General features: G+C 72.5%; 24 protein-coding genes. 8 read left to right on the top strand and 16 right to left on the bottom strand.

Annotated elements, in window-relative coordinates; all coding sequences use genetic code 11:
• Window positions 1–109 precede the first annotated feature (109 nt).
• Both ACFV20_RS17380 and ACFV20_RS17375 read right to left on the bottom strand, forming a co-directional pair.
• Window positions 110–1375 carry a GNAT family N-acetyltransferase gene (locus ACFV20_RS17380; protein WP_385657424.1) on the bottom strand — a complete coding sequence of 422 codons (1266 nt, stop codon included), beginning with the start codon at window positions 1373–1375 and terminating at the stop codon, window positions 110–112.
• A gap of 78 nt (window positions 1376–1453) precedes the next feature.
• Window positions 1454–2086, bottom strand: coding sequence for an aerial mycelium formation protein (locus tag ACFV20_RS17375; protein WP_385657422.1), 633 nt, complete (start codon window positions 2084–2086; stop codon window positions 1454–1456).
• 211 nt (window positions 2087–2297) lie between these two features.
• On the opposite strand from ACFV20_RS17375, the gene dtd reads away from it, so the two are divergent.
• Window positions 2298–2723, top strand: coding sequence for a D-aminoacyl-tRNA deacylase (gene dtd, locus ACFV20_RS17370; RefSeq protein WP_185007077.1), 426 nt, complete (start codon window positions 2298–2300; stop codon window positions 2721–2723).
• Window positions 2724–2769: 46 nt separating this feature from the next.
• Here the strand turns inward: dtd and ACFV20_RS17365 are convergent, their stop codons facing one another.
• The 6 genes from ACFV20_RS17365 to ACFV20_RS17340 form a co-directional block, all read right to left on the bottom strand.
• On the bottom strand, window positions 2770–3735 hold the full coding sequence (locus ACFV20_RS17365; protein ID WP_385657419.1) for a YgfZ/GcvT domain-containing protein: 966 nt from the start codon (window positions 3733–3735) through the stop codon (window positions 2770–2772).
• Window positions 3736–3745: 10 nt separating this feature from the next.
• Window positions 3746–4183, bottom strand: a complete 438-nt coding sequence (locus tag ACFV20_RS17360) for a Fur family transcriptional regulator (RefSeq protein ID WP_385657417.1) — start codon at window positions 4181–4183, stop codon at window positions 3746–3748.
• Between the two features lie 51 nt (window positions 4184–4234).
• A complete protein-coding gene (locus ACFV20_RS17355; protein WP_385657414.1) occupies window positions 4235–4810 on the bottom strand; it encodes an FABP family protein in 576 nt (191 codons plus the stop codon).
• A gap of 219 nt (window positions 4811–5029) precedes the next feature.
• A complete protein-coding gene (locus ACFV20_RS17350) occupies window positions 5030–6025 on the bottom strand; it encodes a hypothetical protein (RefSeq protein WP_385657412.1) in 996 nt (331 codons plus the stop codon).
• Window positions 6022–6924: a hypothetical protein gene (locus ACFV20_RS17345; protein ID WP_385657410.1), complete on the bottom strand. Its 903-nt coding sequence runs from the start codon at window positions 6922–6924 to the stop codon at window positions 6022–6024. Before ACFV20_RS17345 ends, ACFV20_RS17350 begins: the two co-directional genes overlap by 4 nt.
• A complete protein-coding gene (locus ACFV20_RS17340) occupies window positions 6921–7604 on the bottom strand; it encodes a hypothetical protein (RefSeq protein WP_385657408.1) in 684 nt (227 codons plus the stop codon). Before ACFV20_RS17340 ends, ACFV20_RS17345 begins: the two co-directional genes overlap by 4 nt.
• A gap of 248 nt (window positions 7605–7852) precedes the next feature.
• Between ACFV20_RS17340 and ACFV20_RS17335 the strand changes: the two genes are divergently transcribed.
• On the top strand, window positions 7853–8215 hold the full coding sequence (locus tag ACFV20_RS17335) for a DsrE family protein (protein WP_385657405.1): 363 nt from the start codon (window positions 7853–7855) through the stop codon (window positions 8213–8215).
• Window positions 8216–8282: 67 nt separating this feature from the next.
• Here the strand turns inward: ACFV20_RS17335 and ACFV20_RS17330 are convergent, their stop codons facing one another.
• The 8 genes from ACFV20_RS17330 to ACFV20_RS17295 all read right to left on the bottom strand — a co-directional run bounded on the left by ACFV20_RS17330 (window position 8283) and on the right by ACFV20_RS17295 (window position 13362).
• Window positions 8283–8543, bottom strand: a complete 261-nt coding sequence (locus ACFV20_RS17330) for a DUF3099 domain-containing protein (protein ID WP_366710741.1) — start codon at window positions 8541–8543, stop codon at window positions 8283–8285.
• 86 nt (window positions 8544–8629) lie between these two features.
• Window positions 8630–8917, bottom strand: coding sequence for a DUF1416 domain-containing protein (locus tag ACFV20_RS17325; RefSeq protein ID WP_003991226.1), 288 nt, complete (start codon window positions 8915–8917; stop codon window positions 8630–8632).
• A gap of 39 nt (window positions 8918–8956) precedes the next feature.
• Window positions 8957–9802 carry a sulfurtransferase gene (locus ACFV20_RS17320; RefSeq protein WP_385657402.1) on the bottom strand — a complete coding sequence of 282 codons (846 nt, stop codon included), beginning with the start codon at window positions 9800–9802 and terminating at the stop codon, window positions 8957–8959.
• 137 nt (window positions 9803–9939) lie between these two features.
• Window positions 9940–10020, bottom strand: coding sequence for a putative leader peptide (locus tag ACFV20_RS17315; protein ID WP_350310325.1), 81 nt, complete (start codon window positions 10018–10020; stop codon window positions 9940–9942).
• 202 nt (window positions 10021–10222) lie between these two features.
• Window positions 10223–10960 carry a DUF2993 domain-containing protein gene (locus ACFV20_RS17310; protein ID WP_385657400.1) on the bottom strand — a complete coding sequence of 246 codons (738 nt, stop codon included), beginning with the start codon at window positions 10958–10960 and terminating at the stop codon, window positions 10223–10225.
• Window positions 10961–11099: 139 nt separating this feature from the next.
• Window positions 11100–12215, bottom strand: coding sequence for a hypothetical protein (locus tag ACFV20_RS17305; RefSeq protein WP_385657397.1), 1116 nt, complete (start codon window positions 12213–12215; stop codon window positions 11100–11102).
• A 2-nt stretch (window positions 12216–12217) separates the two neighbouring features.
• Window positions 12218–12472, bottom strand: coding sequence for a MoaD/ThiS family protein (locus tag ACFV20_RS17300; RefSeq protein ID WP_385657394.1), 255 nt, complete (start codon window positions 12470–12472; stop codon window positions 12218–12220).
• A 38-nt stretch (window positions 12473–12510) separates the two neighbouring features.
• Window positions 12511–13362 carry an alpha/beta hydrolase gene (locus ACFV20_RS17295; RefSeq protein WP_385657391.1) on the bottom strand — a complete coding sequence of 284 codons (852 nt, stop codon included), beginning with the start codon at window positions 13360–13362 and terminating at the stop codon, window positions 12511–12513.
• 171 nt (window positions 13363–13533) lie between these two features.
• Between ACFV20_RS17295 and ACFV20_RS17290 the strand changes: the two genes are divergently transcribed.
• The 6 genes from ACFV20_RS17290 to ACFV20_RS17265 all read left to right on the top strand — a co-directional run bounded on the left by ACFV20_RS17290 (window position 13534) and on the right by ACFV20_RS17265 (window position 19504).
• A complete protein-coding gene (locus ACFV20_RS17290) occupies window positions 13534–14322 on the top strand; it encodes a response regulator transcription factor (protein WP_385657388.1) in 789 nt (262 codons plus the stop codon).
• A 128-nt stretch (window positions 14323–14450) separates the two neighbouring features.
• Entirely contained in the window at window positions 14451–15473 is a 1023-nt protein-coding gene (locus ACFV20_RS17285) for a LacI family DNA-binding transcriptional regulator (protein ID WP_385657385.1), read from the top strand.
• Window positions 15474–15584: 111 nt separating this feature from the next.
• Complete coding sequence (locus ACFV20_RS17280; RefSeq protein ID WP_385657382.1) at window positions 15585–16595, top strand: S1C family serine protease; 1011 nt, start codon at window positions 15585–15587, stop codon at window positions 16593–16595.
• A gap of 31 nt (window positions 16596–16626) precedes the next feature.
• Window positions 16627–16860 carry a hypothetical protein gene (locus ACFV20_RS17275; RefSeq protein WP_385657380.1) on the top strand — a complete coding sequence of 78 codons (234 nt, stop codon included), beginning with the start codon at window positions 16627–16629 and terminating at the stop codon, window positions 16858–16860.
• A 434-nt stretch (window positions 16861–17294) separates the two neighbouring features.
• Window positions 17295–18032, top strand: coding sequence for a response regulator transcription factor (locus ACFV20_RS17270; protein WP_385657377.1), 738 nt, complete (start codon window positions 17295–17297; stop codon window positions 18030–18032).
• A complete protein-coding gene (locus ACFV20_RS17265; RefSeq protein ID WP_385657374.1) occupies window positions 18029–19504 on the top strand; it encodes a sensor histidine kinase in 1476 nt (491 codons plus the stop codon). The genes ACFV20_RS17270 and ACFV20_RS17265 overlap by 4 nt, the downstream gene beginning before the upstream one ends.
• The last annotated feature ends 19 nt before the right edge of the window (window positions 19505–19523 follow it).

The following is a 19523-nucleotide window of genomic DNA, read 5'->3' as shown; positions in this document are numbered from 1 at the left end:
CCCGCCCGGCCGGCACGGCCGCACGACAACCACAACAGAACAGCTCGCTACGGATGCGGGCCCCAGCACACCAGCGGCCACCGCCGGCACCCCGGCAGGAGGGAGCGGCTCAGAACATGTCCGGGCACCAAGGCCGCCTGGACGTACGCAGCAGGGCGTCGGCCTTCCGGGCGGCGCCCACTCGTTCCTCACGCACCCGCCCCAGCGCCGCCAGCCGCACCGCCGACTCGTCCCCGAGCCACAGCGCGGCCAACTCGCCCAGTCCCAGCGCGAGTTCCGCGCTCTGCGTGGTGGGCGTGCAGGACGCTCCCTCGGGCGAGGCCTCCAGCCGGTAGCGCCCGCCGGTCAGCCCGTCCACGCCGGCGACCTCCAGCACCAGCGTCCCCCGCCCCTCGTACGTCCGCGCCTGAAGCGCCCGCTCGACGTCCAGGACGCGCACCCACAGCCAGTCGGCGAGCGTGGTGATGCGGGCCGCCCTCGGGTCGGGGAGGAGGTGCGGGAGCAGGTCGTCGGGCGCTCGCCAGCCGCTCTTCACCCGCACCACCCAGTCGATGGAGCACAGGTACTCCCACAGCGCGCGCTCCGCGGCCGGTGTGGTGCCGATCAGCCACCGCACGGTCGCCGTGTTCAACGGCTGCTTGGCGTCACCCCAGTTGTCGTCCACCTCGTACACGGCCATGCCCTCGACCTCACCGGACGCCGAGCGGTACACGGCGTAGAAGGGCTGCTTCCACGTCGGGTCCCAGGGCAGGGCGCCGGTGTTGGCCTTCCACCAGAAGGCGTCGCGGTCGATGACGCCGGGCCGGTCGCGGCGCAGCCGCTCATGCAGGTCGGGTCCCAGTTTGCGGACGTCCTCGCCCTCCACCAGGTCGATCCGCCCGCCGTCGGCCGGACCCGCCCACCGGGCGTCGAGGCCCGTGCGCGGCACGTCGACGGTCCACTCCGCCATCGAGGTCGCCGGGCCGAAGCCGTACCGGCCGTAGATCGGGTACTCCGCGGCGATCAGCGTCGCGACGACGTCCCCGCGGTCCTTGGCGGCCGCCAGGTCCCGCGCCATCATGCGGCTGAGCAGTCCGCGGCGGCGGTGGGTGGCCGTGACGGTGACGCCCGTGACGGCGTCGGCCGGGACGACGGCCCCGCCGACGGCCGTGAGCTCCTGGCCGAAGGAGCGGAAGGTCGCCACACACCTGCCCTGGTCGAAGGCTCCGAGGAAGCGGCCCTCGACGAACCGCTCGCGCCGCCGGCCCTCGATCTCCTCCTCGGAGGGGGCCGGCGCCCGCAGGAAGCCGGTGTTCACGGCACGCAGCCAGTCGGCGAACTCGGCTTCGGCGATCGGGCGTATCTCGATGTCGTCGGCAGGGGGCGCGGAGGTCATGGATTCACGCTAGGCGGAGGGCCGGCCGGTGTCGTCCGAATATCCGGCCGCCGGCCCTCCCCCCGGGCCCCGAGCGCCTCACACCAGCAGGTCGTCGACCTGGGCCTCCCCCTCGCGGTAGCGGCGGGCGATCTCGGCGCCGCACTCGTCGGCCGTGCACTGGAGCCGCCGGCGGCGCCGCGACACCTGCTGCTCGTGACGCTCCAGCCGCCCCATCGCCGTGTTCAGCTCCAGGTCCGTGCGCGCGCCCAGGTCGGACAGCTCGACCTCGTCGAGCATCTCCGCCGCCAGCCGCCGGTACTCCTCGCCCTGCGGGGTGCCCAGCGTGACGTGACGGGCCGAGGAGCGGTGCCGGGCCGGGCCGTCCCGCAGGATCTCCGCCAGCCGCTCCACCACCGCGGTCTGCTCCGGCACGGCGGCGGAGGCCGCCCGCGCCGGGCTGCGCCGGGCCATCTCCGCGCGCAGGATGTCGATCCGCCCCTGGAGCAGCCGCCGCAGATAGCTGAGGTCCGCCTCGTCGCGCTGGGCCTCGCGGCGCAGCGTGCGCAGCTCGGGCAGGCTCAGCGCGGGCAGCTCGGGCGCGGAGCGGTCCGAGGGCAGCCGCGGGCTGTCCGTGCGCTGTGTGGGCGGCCGGTGGTACTCCGACGCGCCCATCCCCGTGTACGTCGACCGGACAGCCGCCTGCTGCTGTCCGGTGCTTGATGTGCTCATGTGCCTCAACCGTCCCCTCGACCGGTGTGTGCATGCATCGTGCCACCCCAAGTGGCCGCTATGGGAACGAGTGCCCCCGATAGACCCCAGTTGGGCGGTATAGCAGTAAAGTACGGCCGTGCAGGGGCTGTTGGCGTCCGCGCAAACCACCCTTTCGGGCCATCCGCCGACCGCGCGGGGCGCGGATGTCACCGCCCTGCATGATGGACGTATGCGAGCAGTGGTGCAGAGGGTGGACGGCGCGAGCGTCGTCGTGGACGGCGAGACCGTGGGTGCGATCGAGGGCGAGGGGCTGTGCGTCCTCGTCGGCGTCACCCACGAGGACACCAAGGAGAAGGCGGCCCAGCTGGCCCGCAAACTCTGGTCGATCCGCATGCTGCACGACGAGAAGTCGTGCAGCGACATCGACGCACCGCTCCTGGTGATCAGCCAGTTCACCCTCTACGGCGACGCCCGCAAGGGCCGCCGCCCCACCTGGAACGCCGCCGCGCCCGGCGACGTGGCCGAGCCCCTCGTCGACGAGGTCGTCGCCCAGCTGCGCTCCCTGGGCGCGACGGTGGCCACGGGCCGCTTCGGCGCGGCGATGAGGGTATCGCTGACCAACGACGGCCCGTTCACCGTGCAGATCGACATCTGACCCGAAAGGTCTACAAGCGTCAGGGCCGAAGATCCACCGGGAGGGTCTACGGCTCGACGACGACTTCCTGAGCCGCTGCCGTGTCACCGGCCACCAGCGGGGCGTCCACCGCCACGTTCCGCTTCACCAGGGCGAGGGCGACCGGGCCGAGTTCGTGGTGACGGGCGGACGTGGTGATGAAGCCGACCTTGCGGCCGTCGGGGCCGTCCTGCGCGAGCCGGAGCTCCGTCCCGGCCGCGGGCAGGTGGACCTCGCTGCCGTCGAGGTGCAGGAAGACCAGCCGGCGCGGCGGCTTGCCCAGGTTCTGCACCCGGGCGACCGTCTCCTGCCCCCGGTAGCAGCCCTTCTGCAGGTGTACCGCCGAGCCGATCCAGCCCAGCTCGTGCGGGATGGTGCGGTGGTCGGTCTCGAAGCCGAGCCGGGGCCGGTGCTGCTCCACGCGCAGTGCCTCGTAGGCGAGGAGCCCGGCGGGCGGCCCGGCCTGCCCGGCGTACGCCTCCAGATCGGCGCGCGGCAGGAACAGGTCCCGGCCGTGCGGCGTCTCCCGTACGACCACGCCGTCCGGCACCTCGGCGATGGATCCGGCGGGGAGGTGCACGACGGCGATGTCGGCCGTCCGGTCGGCGACCTCGACCTTGTAGAAGAACTTCATCGACTCCAGGTACGCGATCAGCGCCTCCTGGGTGCCCGGCTCCACATGGGCCCAGACGGTCGCGCCGTCGTCGACGAGGTACAGGGCGTGCTCGATGTGGCCGTTCGCGGAGAGGATCAGCGCCTCGGTCGCCCGGCCCGCCGGGAGGTCGCTGACGTGCTGGGTGAGCAGCAGGTGCAGCCAGGTGAGCCGGTCCTCGCCGGTGACGGCGACGACGCCCCGGTGCGAGAGGTCCACGAATCCGGTGCCGTCGGCGAGGGCGCGCTGCTCACGGAACAGATCTCCGTAGTGGGCGGCGACACCTTCGTCCACGCCCTCGGCGGGGACGGCGCCGGGCAGGGTCAGCAGGGGGCTCTTCATATCCGTAAGCCTACGACTCGGTAGTTGAAGCCTTGAGTGTGCAGTCCCCGCACCGGCCGAAGATCGCGAAGTGCTTCATGTCGGTGTCGAAGCCGAAGGTCTCCCACAGGGTGGCCGTGAACTCGGCGGCCACCGAGACGTCCGCCTCGATCACGTTCTGGCAGTCCCGGCACACCAGGTGGATGTGGTGGTGCCGGTCCGCGAGGTGGTACGTCGGCGCCCCGTGCCCCAGATGCGCGTGACTGACCAGGCCGAGCTCCTCCAGGAGCTCCAGCGTCCGGTACACCGTCGAAATGTTGACCCCCGACGCCGTCTTCCTCACTTCCACGAGGATGTCGTCGGGGGTCGCGTGCTCAAGGGTGTCCACGGCTTCGAGCACGAGTTGCCGCTGCGGGGTCAGCCGGTAGCCGCGCTGCCGCAGATCGCTTTTCCAGTCGGTGCTCACCACACCCAAGAGTCTAGGTGCACTCGCGTGCGACCGGTCGAGGAAGGCGGGGGCTCACTTGAAGAAGGCGATGCCGTCGTCCGGCATGTCGTCGGGCAGGGCCTTGGCCCAGCGCTCGACCTCCTCCGGGGTGACGACCTTCTTCAGGTGGGCAGACATGTAGGGGCGCAGCTCGACCTCGGGGGTCTGCTTCTCGCCGACCCACATCAGGTCGCTCTTGACGTAGCCGTACAGGCGCTTGCCGCCGGTGTAGGGCCGGGAGGCGGCCGTGCGGGCCACCGCGTCCGTGACGAGGTCGATCTGGGGCTTCTTGTCGGCCAGCTCGCCGTACCAGATCTCGATGACGCCGTCGTCGCGGGTCATCGTCACCTCGACCTTGCGGTCGGCGTCGACGCGCCAGTAGCCGTGCTCGGACTCCAGGGGGCGGACCTTGTTGCCGTCCTGGTCCAGCACCCAGCTGTGGGACTGGTACTCCAGGAAGTCCCGGCCGTCGTGGGTGAAGGTGACCTCCTGCCCGAAGTTGCACTTCTCGGAGCCGGGGAAGTCGTGCACACCGGCGCCCGCCCAGGTGCCGAGCAGGAAGGCGAGCGGGACGAGGTCCTTGTGGAGGTCGGACGGGATCTCGATCATGGGAACTTCCTAGACGTGGGTCAGCGCTGGCCCTGGTACAGCTTCTTCACGGTCAGTCCGGCGAAGGCGAGGACGCCGACGGCGACCAGGACCAACAGGATTTCGAAGAAGATCTCCACGGGGTGCTCCTTGAGCGGGGGTGCGAACGGTTGCACAGGGCCGAGCCCAGCTTACGCGGCCGGGTTCCGGGCCTCATGGTGAGGTGCGCCCGCGCTGACGTCAGCCGAGCAGTTGGCTCTGCAGCGTCACCGTCTGCTGGAAGGGCACGGCCCTCGCGCCGCCCTTACGGGACTGCACGACCAGCGCGAGGGTGTCACCGGCGGCGAGGTAGGCGTGGCGGACCTGTTCGCCGCCGTGCGGCCTGGCCTCGTCGTAGACCACGCGCTGGACGTCCTCCACCAGGGCGTCCTGGGGAAACGACTCGTCGTCGACGGACGTCGCGGCGCCGCGCAGCGGGAACCTCGGCGCGCTGAAGGGGGCGAGATACGGCCCCAGCAGCGCGTCCACGACCGCCGCGGTGTCGAACTGGAGCAGGTAGATCCGCGTGCGCGTCCCGTCCGGCATGCTCCAGCCGCGGGCGGCGATGTGCCGCAGCCCCTGGTCGGTGAGACGCTGCCCGACTTCCGCGCGGTCGTCCTTCGCGGCGTACTCCGCCAGGAAGTCCTTCCGCGCCAGCCAGCCGTCCGCTCCTCGCAGCGTCCTGTCGTTCTCGGCGCCGGCGGGAGCGGGCAGGAGGAGGGAGCGGAGGTCGGCGTGGTGCGTGCCGGCCGGGTTGGCGTCGGCGAAGGGGCCCGGGCTGCCCGACGGCAGCGGCGGCCTGGTGAGCACGGGGTAGTCCCAGCGTCCGTCCGGCTTGGTCGAGAGCCCGGGGAGGTCGGTCCGCTCGGGTCTCGTGAGACCGTACGCCGTGGCCCCGGCGACCGTCGCGAAGACGGCCACGGCGGCCGTCCAGCGCAGGACGCCCCGCAGCACTCCACGCCCCCGGCGGCCCTCCTGGCCCCCCTGGCCCTCCTGGTCCTGCTGGTCCTGCTGGTCCCCCTGGCCCCCCTGGTCCTCCCGGCCGTCCTCGCCCTTCCGGCCGTCCTCCTGGCCCTTCGGGTCCCTCTGGCCCTGCTGGTCCTCGTCGTCCTTCCGGTCCGTGGGGACGGGCGCCGGCAAGGGCTCCGGTGGCACCTGCCGGGCGGGTCGCACGGCGGTCTGCTGCTCCTCGGTCATATCGCCTTCCCCGGCTCGGTGATGCGGTTGAGCTGCTCGCGGAACAGCACCGCGGCCCCCTTGGTGTCGAGTGGCTTCGCACCGTCCGCGACGGCGGTGACCAGGACGTTCCCGACGTGGGCGAAGCACAGCATCGTCTCCAGCTCCTCGTCGTCCTTGGGCGACAGGAAGCAGGAGGCGTTCTTGTGGCCCTTGATCTCAGGACCCGCGCGGAAGACGTCCAGGGCCCCCAGGAACGCGCTGCGCATCCGCGAGGCGTCCCGGACGGCGTCCCGGTTCTCCATCCGGGCGAGCTGGACGCGCACGGCGACGGCCCCGTCGGTGAAGCCGTCCGAGAGCTGGGTCGTGCTGAGGTAGCTGCGCATGGCGACGCCGCTGATGCGCTGCCGGTCGACGGCCTCCTCCAGCCGCTTGCGCTGCGTGCGGGGCAGGCCGCTCAGCGCCTCCTTGCGCAAGGCCGTGGCCTCCCTGCCGCTCAGCGCGGTGTCCCGGCCGTGCTCACCGAAGTCGGGGCCCGGCCCCCAGCCGTCGGTCCCGTACGGCACGAGCATGCCGGCGAGGCCCGAGGGCGTGGCCTTCTTCTCCGCCCCCGACGCGCTCCCGGCCTCCGGCAACGCCCAGACCGGCGCGCCCGCGTCGCGGTCGGCGCCCTTCACGGCCACGACGGTGTACCCGACGCCGCCGGCCACGGCGATCGCCAGCAGCCCGGAGACGGCGGCGACGGCGGGCCTGACACGGCGTGCGGGCTTCCGGGGGAGTTCGCCGACGGGCTGCGCCCCTGCCCCCTCCGCCGACGACTCGGCCGGCGCCACCGGCGCGACCGGCGCAACCGGGGCGACCGGCGCAACCGGGGCGACCGGCTCCACCGGCTCCACCGGCTCCACGTGGTTGTCACTCACAGCCGCTCCATCTGCCGCTCGGCCAGGTCCATGATCTTCGCCTTGGAGATCGGCTCGGTGTCCACGATCCACATCTCCAGGGCGATGTCGCCGCGCCAGGCGTGTGCCTCGGCGGTGTACACGCTCTGGTAGCCGGGCTTGGCCTCGGGGCGGGTGTGGACGTAGACCCGCCCATTGCCGGAGCCGGGGACGGCCCAGCTGTCGGTGCCGCCCTCCTCCTCGACCCAGTACTGCGTGTTCTCGACGTTCTCGGCGGCGGCGAGCGCCTCCTCCTGCCGGAACTGCACCAGGCGGATCTCCACCTCCTGGGTGCGGCCGACGAGCCAGCCGGTGACGGCCGCGCGCCGGAACTCGTCGCCGACGAGCTCGCCGAACATCTCCCCCGGCTTGTCGTAGAACGCCGCGTACTCCGCCAGGTCCAGCCAGCCGTCCCCGCTCATCAGGTGCGTCGCGTCCCGCGCCCCGCGCGGCTTCTTCAGCAGCAGCTCGCGCAGGTCGCCGTCGGTCTTCACCCGCCGGTCCCGCGCGGCCGACAGCGGCTCGGGCCCCTCGCCCTCGGCCTGCGCGAGCACCGGCTGCGCGAGCGAGGGCAGCTTCGTGGGCGCGCGGTGCGCCTGCACGAGGTAGCCGGCACAGCAGCCGGCTACCAGCCCCAGCGCGGCGGCGGCACCGATCAGCACGGCCGTACGGCTGCGTCGACGGCGACGCGGCCCGGGCCCGGGCCCAGGCGCGGGTGCGGGCACGGGCCCGGGCGCGGGCGCGGGCGCGGGCGCGGGCGCGGGCGCGGGCGCGGGCGCGGCGGCCGCTTCTTCGTCGGTATCCAAGACGTCCCCCCACACACAGAACGTGAGTTGCGCATTCCGTATGCGCGCACAGGAGACCCCCGGCCGACGCCCGCGGTTGCACGGCCGTTGATTACGATTCGGACATGGCGAAGAAGCTGGTGATCAAGGTGACGGCGGGGGCCGACGCCCCCGAGCGGTGCTCCCAGGCGTTCACGGTGGCGGCGGTGGCCGTCGCCAGCGGCGTGGAGGTCTCCCTGTGGCTGACCGGCGAGTCCGCCTGGTTCGCCCTGCCCGGCCGGGCGGCCGAGTTCGAGCTGCCGCACGCGGCGCCCCTGCCCGACCTGCTGGACTCCCTCCTCGCGGGCGGCCGCGTCACCCTCTGCACGCAGTGCGCGGCCCGCCGCGACATCACGGAGCAGGACGTCCTCAAGGGTGTCCGGATCGCGGGCGCGCAGGTCTTCGTCCAGGAGGCGATGGCGGACGACACGCAGGCCCTCGTCTACTGAGGCGCTCGCCCGGGCACGTCGGTGCGTGCCCCGTCGCCGCTGCCGAGGGCATGCCCCCCGGGCCGGTTCAGTGCCGGCGCTTCTTGCCGTCCAGCTCGTCCCACCACTCGTCGGACTGGGGGTCCCCCGAGGGGTCGTCCCACCACCGGTCCTCCGGCCCGCGCCGGTTCGCGACCATGGCCGCCACGGGCGGGATGACCATGGCGACCACGCACATCCCGACGGCGACGGGAACGGACCACAGCCGCACGACACCCCAGGCCAGCACGAACAGGCCGATGCAGAGGCCCATCATCGCGAAGTACGTGTGACGCCGCCGTGCGTACATGCGTCCAGCGTAGGTCCGCACAGGCCGAAGGGCCGCACCCCAGGCGTCCAACCCGGGGGGTGCGGCCCTTCGAAATCCGGTCGCCGTCAGACGGCGATCGCGACCTCCGCCAGGCCGCCCTGCTGGGCGACGACCGTGCGGTCGGCGGTGGCGCCGGGCACGAGGGCACGGACGGTCCAGGTGCCCTCGGCCGCGTAGAAGCGGAACTGTCCGGTCGCCGAGGTCGGCACCTCGGCCGTGAACTCGCCGGTGGAGTCCAGCAGACGGACGTAGCCCACCACGGGCTCGCCGTCCTTGGTCACCTGACCCTGGATGGTGGTCTCACCGGGCTTGATCGTCGAGGCGTCGGGGCCGCCGGCCTTCGCACCGCACATGTCGTACTCCTGAAGTCTGGAAAGGTCGGTCGGGGTTGCTTACTTGTTGGCGCCGAGCTCGATCGGCACGCCCACGAGGGAGCCGTACTCGGTCCAGGAGCCGTCGTAGTTCTTGACGTTCTCCACACCGAGGAGCTCGTGCAGCACGAACCAGGTCAGCGCGGAGCGCTCACCGATGCGGCAGTAGGCGATGGTGTCCTTGGCCAGGTCGACGCTCTCCTCCTCGTAGAGGGCCTTGAGCTCCTCGTCCGACTTGAAGGTGCCGTCGTCGTTGGCGTTCTTGGACCACGGGATGTTGCGGGCGCTCGGCACGTGACCCGGGCGCTGGGACTGCTCCTGCGGCAGGTGGGCCGGGGCGAGCAGCTTGCCGGAGAACTCGTCGGGCGAACGGACGTCGACGAGGTTCTGCGCGCCGATGGCGGCCACGACGTCGTCGCGGAAGGCACGGATCGAGGTGTCCTGGGCCTTGGCCTTGTAGTCCGTCTTCGCACGCTCCGGCACCTCGTCGCCGGGCACCAGCTCGCGGGCGTCGAGCTCCCACTTCTTGCGGCCGCCGTCGAGGAGCTTGACGCTCTCGTGGCCGTACAGCTTGAAGTACCAGTAGGCGTACGAGGCGAACCAGTTGTTGTTGCCGCCGTAGAGGACCACGGTGTGGTCGTTGCCGATGCCCTTGTCGGACAGGAGCTTCTCGAAGCCCTCCTGGTCGACGAAGTCGCGGCGGACCGGGTCCTGGAGGTCCTGCGTCCAGTCGATCCGGATGGCGTTGCGGATGTGGTTCTTCTCGTAGGCGGACGTGTCCTCGTCCACCTCGACGATGGCGATGGTCGGGTCGTCCAGGTGCTCCTGGAGCCAGTCGGCGTCGACCAGGACGTCGTTGCGGCTCATGCTTTTCTCCTCCGGGGCAGTTACGGCGGGGGCGTGCGAGGTCTGCAGGGCGCGCCCTTGAGGCAGGGCGGCGCACGGGTGCCCGTGATGCGGGGCTGCGGGGATGCGCGCGTCGGCGCGACTGCCGACGCGATCGCTCAGAAGGTGCGACAGAGCATGGCGGCGACGCGGCACAGGTCTACTGCCCGCCGCTTCGTGAGGTCCGCCTGTCGCTTCATACCGTCGATCGTAGGGACGGTGTGGCAGGCATGTCACCGGCGTGTCGCATGCTGAGACGGGATGATCCGCGATGTGGGACACGGAGGCCGTACGAGGCAGGGCGGCGGGGGTCGCGACCCGATGCGCTGGTCGTCACATCTGCGCTGCGGACGCCGCCGTCTCGCCCACCGGACACCCCTGGTCCACCGCCTTGCGCCCTGCCTACCCGGCCAGCCGGACGTCCGAACCCTTCACCGTGATCTCGACGCCGTCGGCGGCGGCCTGGACCGTGTCCAGCTCGATGCCGCCGGGCAGACCGTCGATCTTCTGCTGGAAGTCGGTGATCGCCCGCACGCGGTTCTCGGCGAGGTCCACACCGCCGAAGCTGGGCAGGCCGTCGGCGTGCACGCGGACGGTGCCGTTCTCCACCTTCACCGAGCTGAGCACGGAGACCGGCTCGGGGAGCTTGGTGCCGAGGACCGTGGCCTCGACGGTCACCTTGATCTTGCCGTTGCCGCCGTCGGACAGGCCCACGACGTTGGCGGTGACGCCCGGGGCGACCTGCGTGGGTTCGGACTTCGCCGTCTTCAGCAGCTCGTCGTAGGCGATGGTCGCGGTGCCGGTGGCCGTGGAGGCCGTGGCGGAGCTGTAGTCGCCGGAGAACTCCACGCCCTTCATGTCGGCCTGGAGGTCGTCGATACGGATCTTCCGGCCGTCGTCGCCCGCGGCGGCCTCGTAGTCCTTGATGCCGACCTCGACGTCGTCCAGGGAACCGCCGGCGACCTGGGTGAGGAACGGGAAGCCCTTGATCGACACATCGGGGGTGGACGGCAGGTTCTCCGTCGTCTTCAGCCGATCGGCGGCCTCGTCCTCGGCGAAGTTCACCGCGATGCGGTCGGCGACCACGAACAGCCCACCCAGGATCACGACGAAGATCAGCAGTATTCGCAGTGCGCGCATGCGGTGTGTCCCCCACCGGTCCGGTGCTGCGACGACCCGGTGGCCGTCCCTTGCGCGAGGGTAACGCCGAGGGGAAGGGGCATCGGAGGATTGTTGATCATCTGTGACAGACCGGAGGCCCGGGGTCCGGGCCTCCGCGCTACGCCAGCGCCCTGCCCAGCACGTACACGGCCGGGGCCGCCGAGGCCAGCGGCAGGGCCACGCCCGCGGTGAAGTGGACGAAGCGGGACGGGTAGTCGTAGCTCGCGACCCGGTGGCCGATCAGGGCGCAGGCGGCGGCGCCCGCACCCAGGAGGGCCCCCGGCGTGCCGAGGCCGGTGGCCGAACCGGCCGCGATGCCCGCACCCGCCGCGGCGAGCAGGGACACCACCACGGAGGCCGGGGTCGGCAGCGGCAGGGCCCGGGCCAGGACGGCCACCGCCACCCCGACCGCGCCCACGGTCACCGCGTCCGCCTCGGCCGCCAGGTACCCGCCGGCCACGATCGCCAGCGCCGAGGCGGCGACCGTCGCCATCAAGCCGTACATCCGCTCGTCCGGGTCGGCGTGCGAGCGCAGTTGCAGCACCAGCGCCAGCAGGACCCACACCCCGAGCGTGCCCAGGATCGCCGACGGGGAGCGGCCCGAGGCCAGCAGCGCCGCGTCGGCGGCCAGCGCGCCCGCGAAGCCCAGCGCGATGCCCTGCCGGGCGGGCCACATGCCGTTCAGCCGGAACCAGCCCGCCGCCGTGACGGCCTGCAGGACGACCAGCGGCACGAGCAGCGCGTACGTCCCGACCGCCGCGGCACCGGCCAGGAGCAGCCCGAGCAGCGCCGTCAGCGCGGCCGGCTGCATGCCGGGCTCGATGATCGGGGAGCGGCCCTCCGCCCGGGCCCGCTGCGCGTCCGTGACCCGCGTGTTGCCACCGACGGTGGCGGGGCCGTAGCCGGGGGCGGAGGGGTCGGTGGCCGGGGCGGCCGGGGCCGCGTGGCCCTGCTGGGGCTGCGGTGTCCCGGGGTCGCGGGACGGCCGGGGGGTCCGGGACGACTGGGGCGTCAGGATCGCCGTCTCCGGGTCCGGCGCCTGCGCGGACACCGCCCGGTGGTTCTGCGTCTCCCAGGTCTGCCCCTGCCACTGCTGCGTGTACTGCTGAGCGGCGTGCGGGTCCTCGTACCCCTGGGGCCCCTGCCCGGGCCAGGCCTGCGGCTGCTGCCCGTAGGGGTCGTAGCCGTCGTACGGCTGGTGGGGCTGGTGGGGCTGGTTCGGCTGGTCGGTCATCGTCACCCTCCTGCGAACGGCGGGAGCACCTCGACCGTGCCGCCGTCGGCCAGCCGTACCGTCTCATGCCCGCGTGTGCCCACCGGGTCGCCGTCCACGAGGAACGAGCACCGGCGCAGGACGCGCTCGAGTTCACCGGGGTGCCGCTCGCGCACCCCGTCGAGCGCCTCGGCGAGCGTGACCGCCTCGAACGGCTCCTCGGCCACCCCGGCCGCGGCCTTGGCGGCGGCCCAGTAGCGCACCGTGACCTTTGGCATCTGCTTCCTCAATGAATTCGACGGTGAACCCCGTCAGGCTAGCCCGCCCGGGCGACGGCCCACTCCCCGATGCGGGCCAGCAGTTCCTCGCCCGCCGCGTGCTCGGCGTGCCCCATGCCCGGCTCCAGCCACAGTTCGCCCTGGTCACCGGCGGCCGCGGCCAGCATCCGCGGATGGTCGAGGGGGAAGTAGCCGTCGGCGTCGCCGTGCACGATCAGCAGCGGGGTCGGGGCGATCCTCGGCACCGCCTCCACCGGCGAGAGGGGCACCGGGTTCCAGTCCCGGTGGTGGATGCGCGTACGGAAGCCGTACCGGCCCACGATCCGCCCCTCGGGCCGGGTCACCAGCCAGTGCAGCCGCCGCATGGGCGCGGTCCCCCGGTAGTACCAGCGGGCCGGCGAGCTGACCGAGACCACCGCGTCGGTCTGCCCCGGGTGCAGCGCCGCGTGCCGGAGCACCACAGAGCCGCCCATCGAGAAGCCCACGGTCACCACCCGCGCGTGCCCGCGTCCGCGCGCCCAGGCCACCGCCGCCGCCAGGTCGAGCACCTCCCGGTCGCCGACCGTGGAGTGCCCGCCGGACGTCCCGTGCCCGCGGAAGGAGAAGGTGACCACGGCCCCGTACCGCGCGAACGCTCGCGCGATCCGACGCATGTGCGGGCGGTCCACCGCGCCGGTGAATCCGTGGGCGACGACGAACACGGGATGAGCGGAAGACGTCCCCGAGGTGTCGCGCACGGCCGCTCCCGGCTCGTACAGGGCGTCGATCGGCACACCGTCCGACGTCCTCAGAAGCGCCCGCGACGGCGTCCGTACGGGCTGTCCCCCGCTTGTCTCGCCATGCGGACGATCGGTGGAACGCGCCACATGACCTGCCGGACCAGAGCTCATGTGGGCTATTCTGCTGGGCAGAGGACTCGGGCACCGTAGCCCCCGGGTCCTTTTGTGCTTTCGGAAGCGTTGTATACGACGCGGGAAACCGCAGGTGTACGGGCCTTCGGGATCGCAGAGCGGTGCTGTGCCAACAAACGTCCTCGCAGGGACCGAGGAGGAACCAGACGTATGAGTTCTCTGCTGCTCCTGACCAACGCCCTCCAGCCGTCGACGGAGGTGCTCCCCGCCCTCGGCCTGCTCCTGCACAACGTGCGTGTAGCGCCCGCGGAGGGCCCCGCCCTCGTCGACACCCCCGGCGCCGACGTCATCCTCGTCGACGGCCGGCGTGATCTGCCGCAGGTCCGCAGCCTGTGTCAGCTGCTGCGCTCCACCGGACCGGGCTGCCCGCTCGTCCTGGTCGTCACCGAGGGCGGCCTCGCCGCCGTCACCGCGGACTGGGGCATCGACGACGTCCTGCTGGACACCGCGGGCCCGGCCGAGGTCGAGGCCCGGCTGCGCCTCGCCATGGGCCGGCAGCAGATCGTCAGCGACGACTCCCCCATGGAGATCCGCAACGGCGATCTGTCGGTGGACGAGGCGACGTACTCGGCGAAGCTCAAGGGCCGCGTCCTCGACCTCACCTTCAAGGAGTTCGAGCTCCTGAAGTACCTCGCCCAGCACCCCGGCCGGGTCTTCACCCGCGCCCAGCTGCTCCAGGAGGTCTGGGGCTACGACTACTTCGGCGGTACGCGCACGGTCGACGTGCACGTACGGCGGCTGCGCGCCAAGCTCGGCCCGGAGCACGAGTCACTGATCGGCACCGTCCGGAACGTCGGTTATCGATTCGTTACGCCGGAGAAGCCGGAGAAGATGGAGCGCGCCGCCGAGGAGGCGAAGGCCAAGGCGGCCACGGCGAAGCAGGACACCGCGGACAAGTCGGCCGCCCCGGAGGCCGCCGACGCCCACGCCAAGGCGTAAAGAGCCGAATTGCGCCGCCGACCTGGGCATCGCCCCCCGCACGGGCCGCCCCGGACGGCGATCGGGATATCGTACGGAAGCTCCTTTACGCCCTGCCCACAGCCGGTATATCCGCGTAGACTCCGCGCGTGGCCAAGGTGACTCGGGATGACGTGGCGCGGCTGGCAGGGACTTCCACTGCCGTGGTCAGCTATGTCATCAACAACGGACCCCGGCCGGTCGCCCCGGCCACGCGCGAGCGTGTCCTCGCCGCGATCAAGGAACTGGGGTACCGGCCCGACCGGGTCGCCCAGGCGATGGCCTCCCGGCGCACGGACCTCATAGGCCTGATCATCCCGGACGCCCGCCAGCCCTTCTTCGGGGAGATGGCGCACGCGGTCGAGCAGGCCGCCTCCGAGCGCGGGAAGATGGTCCTCGTCGGCAACACGGACTACGTGGGCGAGCGCGAGGTCCACTACCTGCGGGCCTTCCTGGGCATGCGGGTCTCCGGCCTGATCCTCGTCAGCCACGCGCTCAACGACCTGGCCGCCGCCGAGATCGAGGCGTGGGACGCCCGCGTCGTGCTGCTGCACGAACGGCCCGAGGCCATCGACGACGTCGCCGTCACCACCGACGACCTCGGCGGCGCCGAGCTCGCCGTCCGGCACCTGCTGGAGCACGGCTACGAGTACGTCGCCTGTATGGGCGGCATAGCCGAGACGCCCGCGGTCGGCGACCCGGTCTCCGACCACGTCGAGGGCTGGCGCCGCGCGATGGACGACGCCGGGATCTCCACGGAGGGCCGCCTCTTCGAGGCCCTCTACAACCGCTACGACGCCTACCAGGCCGCCCTGAAGATCCTCTCCGGGCCGGGGCGCCCGCCGGCGATCTTCTGCTCCACCGACGACCAGGCGATCGGCCTGCTGCGCGCGGCGCGGGAGCTGCGGATCGACGTCCCCGGCGAGCTGGCGGTGGCCGGATTCGACGACATCAAGGAGGCGGCCCTCGCGGACCCGCCCCTGACCACGGTCGCGTCCGACCGTTCCGCGATGGCCCGGGCTGCGGTCGACCTCGTCCTCGACGACGGGCTGCGGGTCGCCGGGTCCCGGCGGGAGCGGCTGAAGGTGTTTCCGTCGCGGCTGGTCACCCGGCAGTCCTGCGGCTGCGCGTAGGCCCCGGGCGGTTCAGGCGCCGCGCGTCTTTATATCGGGCATACGAGGTTCTGTCGGGCTTCTCAGGGTGCACTCAGGAAGCTCTCATGGTCGGGCGACAAGCTCGGTTCCATGACCGAGAGCTTCCACCGCAGTGGCGAGTACGAGAACCCTCACGAGGGTCAGCAGCAGGCCCCGGTGAACCCCGAGTGGCCGCCCCCGCCGGCGTACGCCCCGGCGCATGCTCCGCACCGGCCGAAGCGCACCCGCGGCCCCGCCGCCCTGATCGCCGCCGTGGCGATCGTCGCGGCGGCGATAGGCGGCGGCACCGCCTACGGCATCCAGGAGCTGACCGGCAACGACACCGTCGCCTCCAGCTCCACCAGCACCAACGTGGTCCCCTCCAGCCAGAAGGGCACGGTCGCCGGGGTCGCCAAGGCGGTCAGTCCGAGCATCGTCGAGATCAGCGCCGCCTCCAACGCCGGGTCCTCCACCGGCTCCGGCGTGATCATCACCAGCGGCGGTGAGATCGTCACCAACAACCACGTCATCGCCGGGGCCTCGCAGATCAAGGCGACGACCAGCGACGGCAGGTCGTACACCGCGAAGGTCGTCGGCACCGACAGCAAGAAGGATCTGGCGCTGATCAAGCTGGAGAACGCCTCCGGCCTGAAGGCGGCCACGCTCGGCGACTCCTCCGGGCTCCAGGTCGGCGACCAGGTCGTGGCGATCGGCTCCCCCGAAGGGCTGTCCGGCACGGTCACCAGCGGCATCGTCTCGGCGCTCGACCGCGACGTCACCGTCCCGACCGAGGAGGGCCAGGACCAGGGCCAGGGCCAGCAGCAGGGGCAGGGCGGCCAGTGGCCCTTCGAGTTCGGCGGACGCCAGTTCAACGGCGACACCGGCAACGACACGACGACGTACAAGGCGCTCCAGACCGACGCGTCCCTCAACCCGGGCAACTCCGGCGGCGCGCTCATCGACATGAACGGCAACATCATCGGCATCAACTCCGCGATGTACTCGCCGACGAGCCAGGCCTCCTCGTCCTCCGACGCCGGAAGCGTGGGCCTCGGCTTCGCCATCCCGATCAACACCGTCAAGGCCGACCTCGCGAAGCTGCGGGCGGGCTCGACCGACTGAGTCGGAGCACCGGGCACCGAGGAGTACGACGATGATCCAGCAGGTGGTGCACACGGAGCCGGGCGCGGACCCGGCGGGGGTCGGGCTGTCCCTGGCGGTGGCGTACGCGCTGCACGCGCCGACGGGCCGGGCGGCGGAGGTGGCGCCGACGGGCCGGGCGGCGGAGATGGCGCCGACGGGCCGGGCGGCGGAGATGGCGCCGACGGCGACGGCACGCCGGACGAGCCGGCGCGCGAGGACCCGGCGCCGAACGGCACGAGGCTGACACGCCTCTGCCGCGGGCCGGCCACCGGGCAGGCCCCCTCCCGGGCCGCCGCCACCCCCGGGGCGGGCCCCCTCCCGGACCACCGCCAAGGGGGCAGGCCCCCTCCCGGACCACCGCCACCGGGCAGGCCCCCTCCCGGACCACCACCACCCGGCAGGCCCCCTCCCGGACCACCACCACCCGGCAGGCCCCCTCCCGGACCACCACCACCCGGCAGGCACCCTCCCGGACCACCACCACCCGGCAGGCCCCCTCCCGGACCACCACCACCCGGCAGGCACCCTCCCGGACCACCACTACCCGGCAGGCGGCGCTCGCCACGACCGCCCACCACGGGCCGGCGCCCCCCCCATCCCCAGCCGTCGGCGTGGGACGCTGAGAGCGTCAGATCAGCAGCACCCCGCCCCCCTTCCACCCCTGAGGATCCCCGACCCATGAGCCCCGCAGACGGCGACCGTGACCCGCAGCGCATCCTGATCGTCGACGACGAGCCGGCCGTACGCGAAGCGCTCCAGCGCAGCCTCGCGTTCGAGGGGTACGGGACCGAGGTCGCCGTCGACGGCGCGGACGCCCTGGACAAGGCGGCGGCCTACCGGCCCGACCTCGTGGTCCTCGACATCCAGATGCCGCGCATGGACGGCCTGACGGCGGCCCGCCGCATCCGCGCCACCGGCGACACCACGCCGATCCTCATGCTCACCGCCCGCGACACCGTCGGCGACCGGGTCACCGGCCTCGACGCGGGCGCCGACGACTACCTGGTCAAGCCCTTCGAGCTGGACGAACTCTTCGCCCGCATCCGCGCCCTGCTGCGCCGCAGCTCCTACGCGGCCTCCGTGGGCGCGGCCGGCCCGGCCGACGAGGACGCGCTCACCTTCGCCGACCTGCGCATGGACCTCTCCACACGGGAGGTCACCCGGGGCGGGCGCCCGGTGGAGCTGACCCGGACCGAGTTCACGCTCCTGGAGATGTTCATGGCGCACCCGCGCCAGGTCCTCACCCGGGAGCAGATCCTCAAGGCGGTCTGGGGCTTCGACTTCGAGCCGTCGTCGAACTCCCTGGACGTGTACGTGATGTACCTGCGCCGCAAGACGGAGGCAGGAGGGGAGCCGCGCCTCGTCCACACCGTCCGGGGCGTCGGCTACGTGCTGCGGCAGGGCGGCGCGGAGTGAGTCCCCGGACGGTCGTACGGCGCTTCCGCTCCCTGCCGATCCGCTCCCGGCTGGCGCTGCTGGTGGCGGCGGCGGTGGCGTTCGCCGTGGCGGCGGTCTCGGTGACCTGCTGGTTCATCGTGCAGGGGAAGCTGTACGACGAGATCGACGACGACCTGAAGTCGTCGGTCGGGCCGCTGCGTTCGGAGGAGGTCCAGGGCCTCACGGACAGCTGCCGCCAGACGCCGTCCGACTCCCTGGGCATGGGGTCGCGGCCCAAGAGCTACGGGCAGCTGGTCCGGGCCGACGGCAAGGTGTGCCTCTTCCCGAGCTCCACCGCCCGGGTGCAGGTCGGCGGCGAGGACAAGGCCGTGGCCAAGAACCCCGACCCCAACCAGGCCCACATCCGCGACGGCACGGATGACGACGGCAACAAGCTGCGGGTGCTGACCACGGCGGTCGTCGTCAAGGACGGGCCCCTGACACAGGGCGTCGCCGCCGACTACTCCCTCGTCATCGCGCTGCCGCTGAAGGGAACCCAGTCCACGCTCAACGAGCTGGCCCTGATCCTGCTGCTGGTCTCCGGCGTGGGGGTCATCGGCGCCGGAGCCGCCGGTCTGGCCGTCGCCCGGGCCGGGCTGCGCCCCGTCGACAAGCTGACCGAGGCGGTCGAGCACGTGGCCCGCACGGAGGACCTGAACATCCGCATCCCCGTGGAGGACGACAGCGAGGACGAGATCGCGCGCCTGTCCCGGTCCTTCAACTCGATGACGTCGGCGTTGGCGAGCTCCCAGGAACTGCAGCAGCAGCTCATCGCGGACGCGGGCCACGAACTGCGTACGCCCCTCACCTCGCTGCGCACCAACATCGAACTCCTCACCCGCAGCGAGGAGACGGGCCGCCCCATCCCCGAGGCCGACCGCAAGGCGCTCCTGGCCTCGGTGAAGGCCCAGATGACGGAACTGGCGGCCCTCATCGGCGACCTCCAGGAACTGTCCCGCCCCGACACGGGCCAGCACGGGGGCCGGACCCAGATCGTCGCGTGGCAGGACACGGTCGAGTCGGCGCTGCGGCGGGCCCGGCTGCGCGGCCCGGACCTGACGATCACGGCGGACATCGAGCCTTGGTTCGTCCGCGCGGAACCCTCCGCCCTGGAGCGGGCGGTGGTCAACATCCTGGACAACGCGGTGAAGTTCAGCCCGGGGGGCGGCACGATCGAGGTCCGCCTCGCCTCGGGCACCCTCACGGTCCGCGACCACGGCCCGGGCATCCCCGCCGACGAACTCCCCTACGTCTTCGACCGCTTCTGGCGCTCCCCGAGCGCCCGGGCCCTGCCCGGCTCGGGCCTGGGCCTGTCGATCGTGGCCCGCACGGTGCAGCAGGCGGGCGGCGAGGTGTCCCTCTCCCCGGCGGAAGACGGCGGCACGGTGGCGACGGTACGCCTCCCGGGCGCACCGACACCGCCCCCGGAGGAACCTCCCACCTCGGCCTGAGCCGGGCGGCGAGCAGCCC

The sequence above is a fragment of the Streptomyces sp. NPDC059696 genome (genome assembly GCF_042733745.1).
GTDB lineage: Bacteria > Actinomycetota > Actinomycetes > Streptomycetales > Streptomycetaceae > Streptomyces.
Note: the sequence above shows the minus strand (reverse complement) of the source record. Positions and strands in the feature narration are given on the sequence as shown.

Excerpts from the sequence above, each read along its gene's own strand:
- ACFV20_RS17380 (WP_385657424.1), bottom strand. The coding sequence starts at position 1,375 with ATGACCTCCGCGCCCCCTGCCGACGACATCGAGATACGCCCGATCGCC.
- ACFV20_RS17375 (WP_385657422.1), bottom strand. The coding sequence starts at position 2,086 with ATGAGCACATCAAGCACCGGACAGCAGCAGGCGGCTGTCCGGTCGACG.
- dtd (WP_185007077.1), top strand. The coding sequence starts at position 2,298 with ATGCGAGCAGTGGTGCAGAGGGTGGACGGCGCGAGCGTCGTCGTGGAC.
- ACFV20_RS17365 (WP_385657419.1), bottom strand. The coding sequence starts at position 3,735 with ATGAAGAGCCCCCTGCTGACCCTGCCCGGCGCCGTCCCCGCCGAGGGC.
- ACFV20_RS17355 (WP_385657414.1), bottom strand. The coding sequence starts at position 4,810 with ATGATCGAGATCCCGTCCGACCTCCACAAGGACCTCGTCCCGCTCGCC.
- ACFV20_RS17350 (WP_385657412.1), bottom strand. The coding sequence starts at position 6,025 with ATGACCGAGGAGCAGCAGACCGCCGTGCGACCCGCCCGGCAGGTGCCA.
- ACFV20_RS17335 (WP_385657405.1), top strand. The coding sequence starts at position 7,853 with ATGGCGAAGAAGCTGGTGATCAAGGTGACGGCGGGGGCCGACGCCCCC.
- ACFV20_RS17330 (WP_366710741.1), bottom strand. The coding sequence starts at position 8,543 with ATGTACGCACGGCGGCGTCACACGTACTTCGCGATGATGGGCCTCTGC.
- ACFV20_RS17325 (WP_003991226.1), bottom strand. The coding sequence starts at position 8,917 with ATGTGCGGTGCGAAGGCCGGCGGCCCCGACGCCTCGACGATCAAGCCC.
- ACFV20_RS17320 (WP_385657402.1), bottom strand. The coding sequence starts at position 9,802 with ATGAGCCGCAACGACGTCCTGGTCGACGCCGACTGGCTCCAGGAGCAC.
- ACFV20_RS17315 (WP_350310325.1), bottom strand. The coding sequence starts at position 10,020 with ATGAAGCGACAGGCGGACCTCACGAAGCGGCGGGCAGTAGACCTGTGC.
- ACFV20_RS17310 (WP_385657400.1), bottom strand. The coding sequence starts at position 10,960 with ATGCGCGCACTGCGAATACTGCTGATCTTCGTCGTGATCCTGGGTGGG.
- ACFV20_RS17305 (WP_385657397.1), bottom strand. The coding sequence starts at position 12,215 with ATGACCGACCAGCCGAACCAGCCCCACCAGCCCCACCAGCCGTACGAC.
- ACFV20_RS17300 (WP_385657394.1), bottom strand. The coding sequence starts at position 12,472 with ATGCCAAAGGTCACGGTGCGCTACTGGGCCGCCGCCAAGGCCGCGGCC.
- ACFV20_RS17295 (WP_385657391.1), bottom strand. The coding sequence starts at position 13,362 with ATGAGCTCTGGTCCGGCAGGTCATGTGGCGCGTTCCACCGATCGTCCG.
- ACFV20_RS17290 (WP_385657388.1), top strand. The coding sequence starts at position 13,534 with ATGAGTTCTCTGCTGCTCCTGACCAACGCCCTCCAGCCGTCGACGGAG.
- ACFV20_RS17280 (WP_385657382.1), top strand. The coding sequence starts at position 15,585 with ATGACCGAGAGCTTCCACCGCAGTGGCGAGTACGAGAACCCTCACGAG.
- ACFV20_RS17275 (WP_385657380.1), top strand. The coding sequence starts at position 16,627 with ATGATCCAGCAGGTGGTGCACACGGAGCCGGGCGCGGACCCGGCGGGG.
- ACFV20_RS17270 (WP_385657377.1), top strand. The coding sequence starts at position 17,295 with ATGAGCCCCGCAGACGGCGACCGTGACCCGCAGCGCATCCTGATCGTC.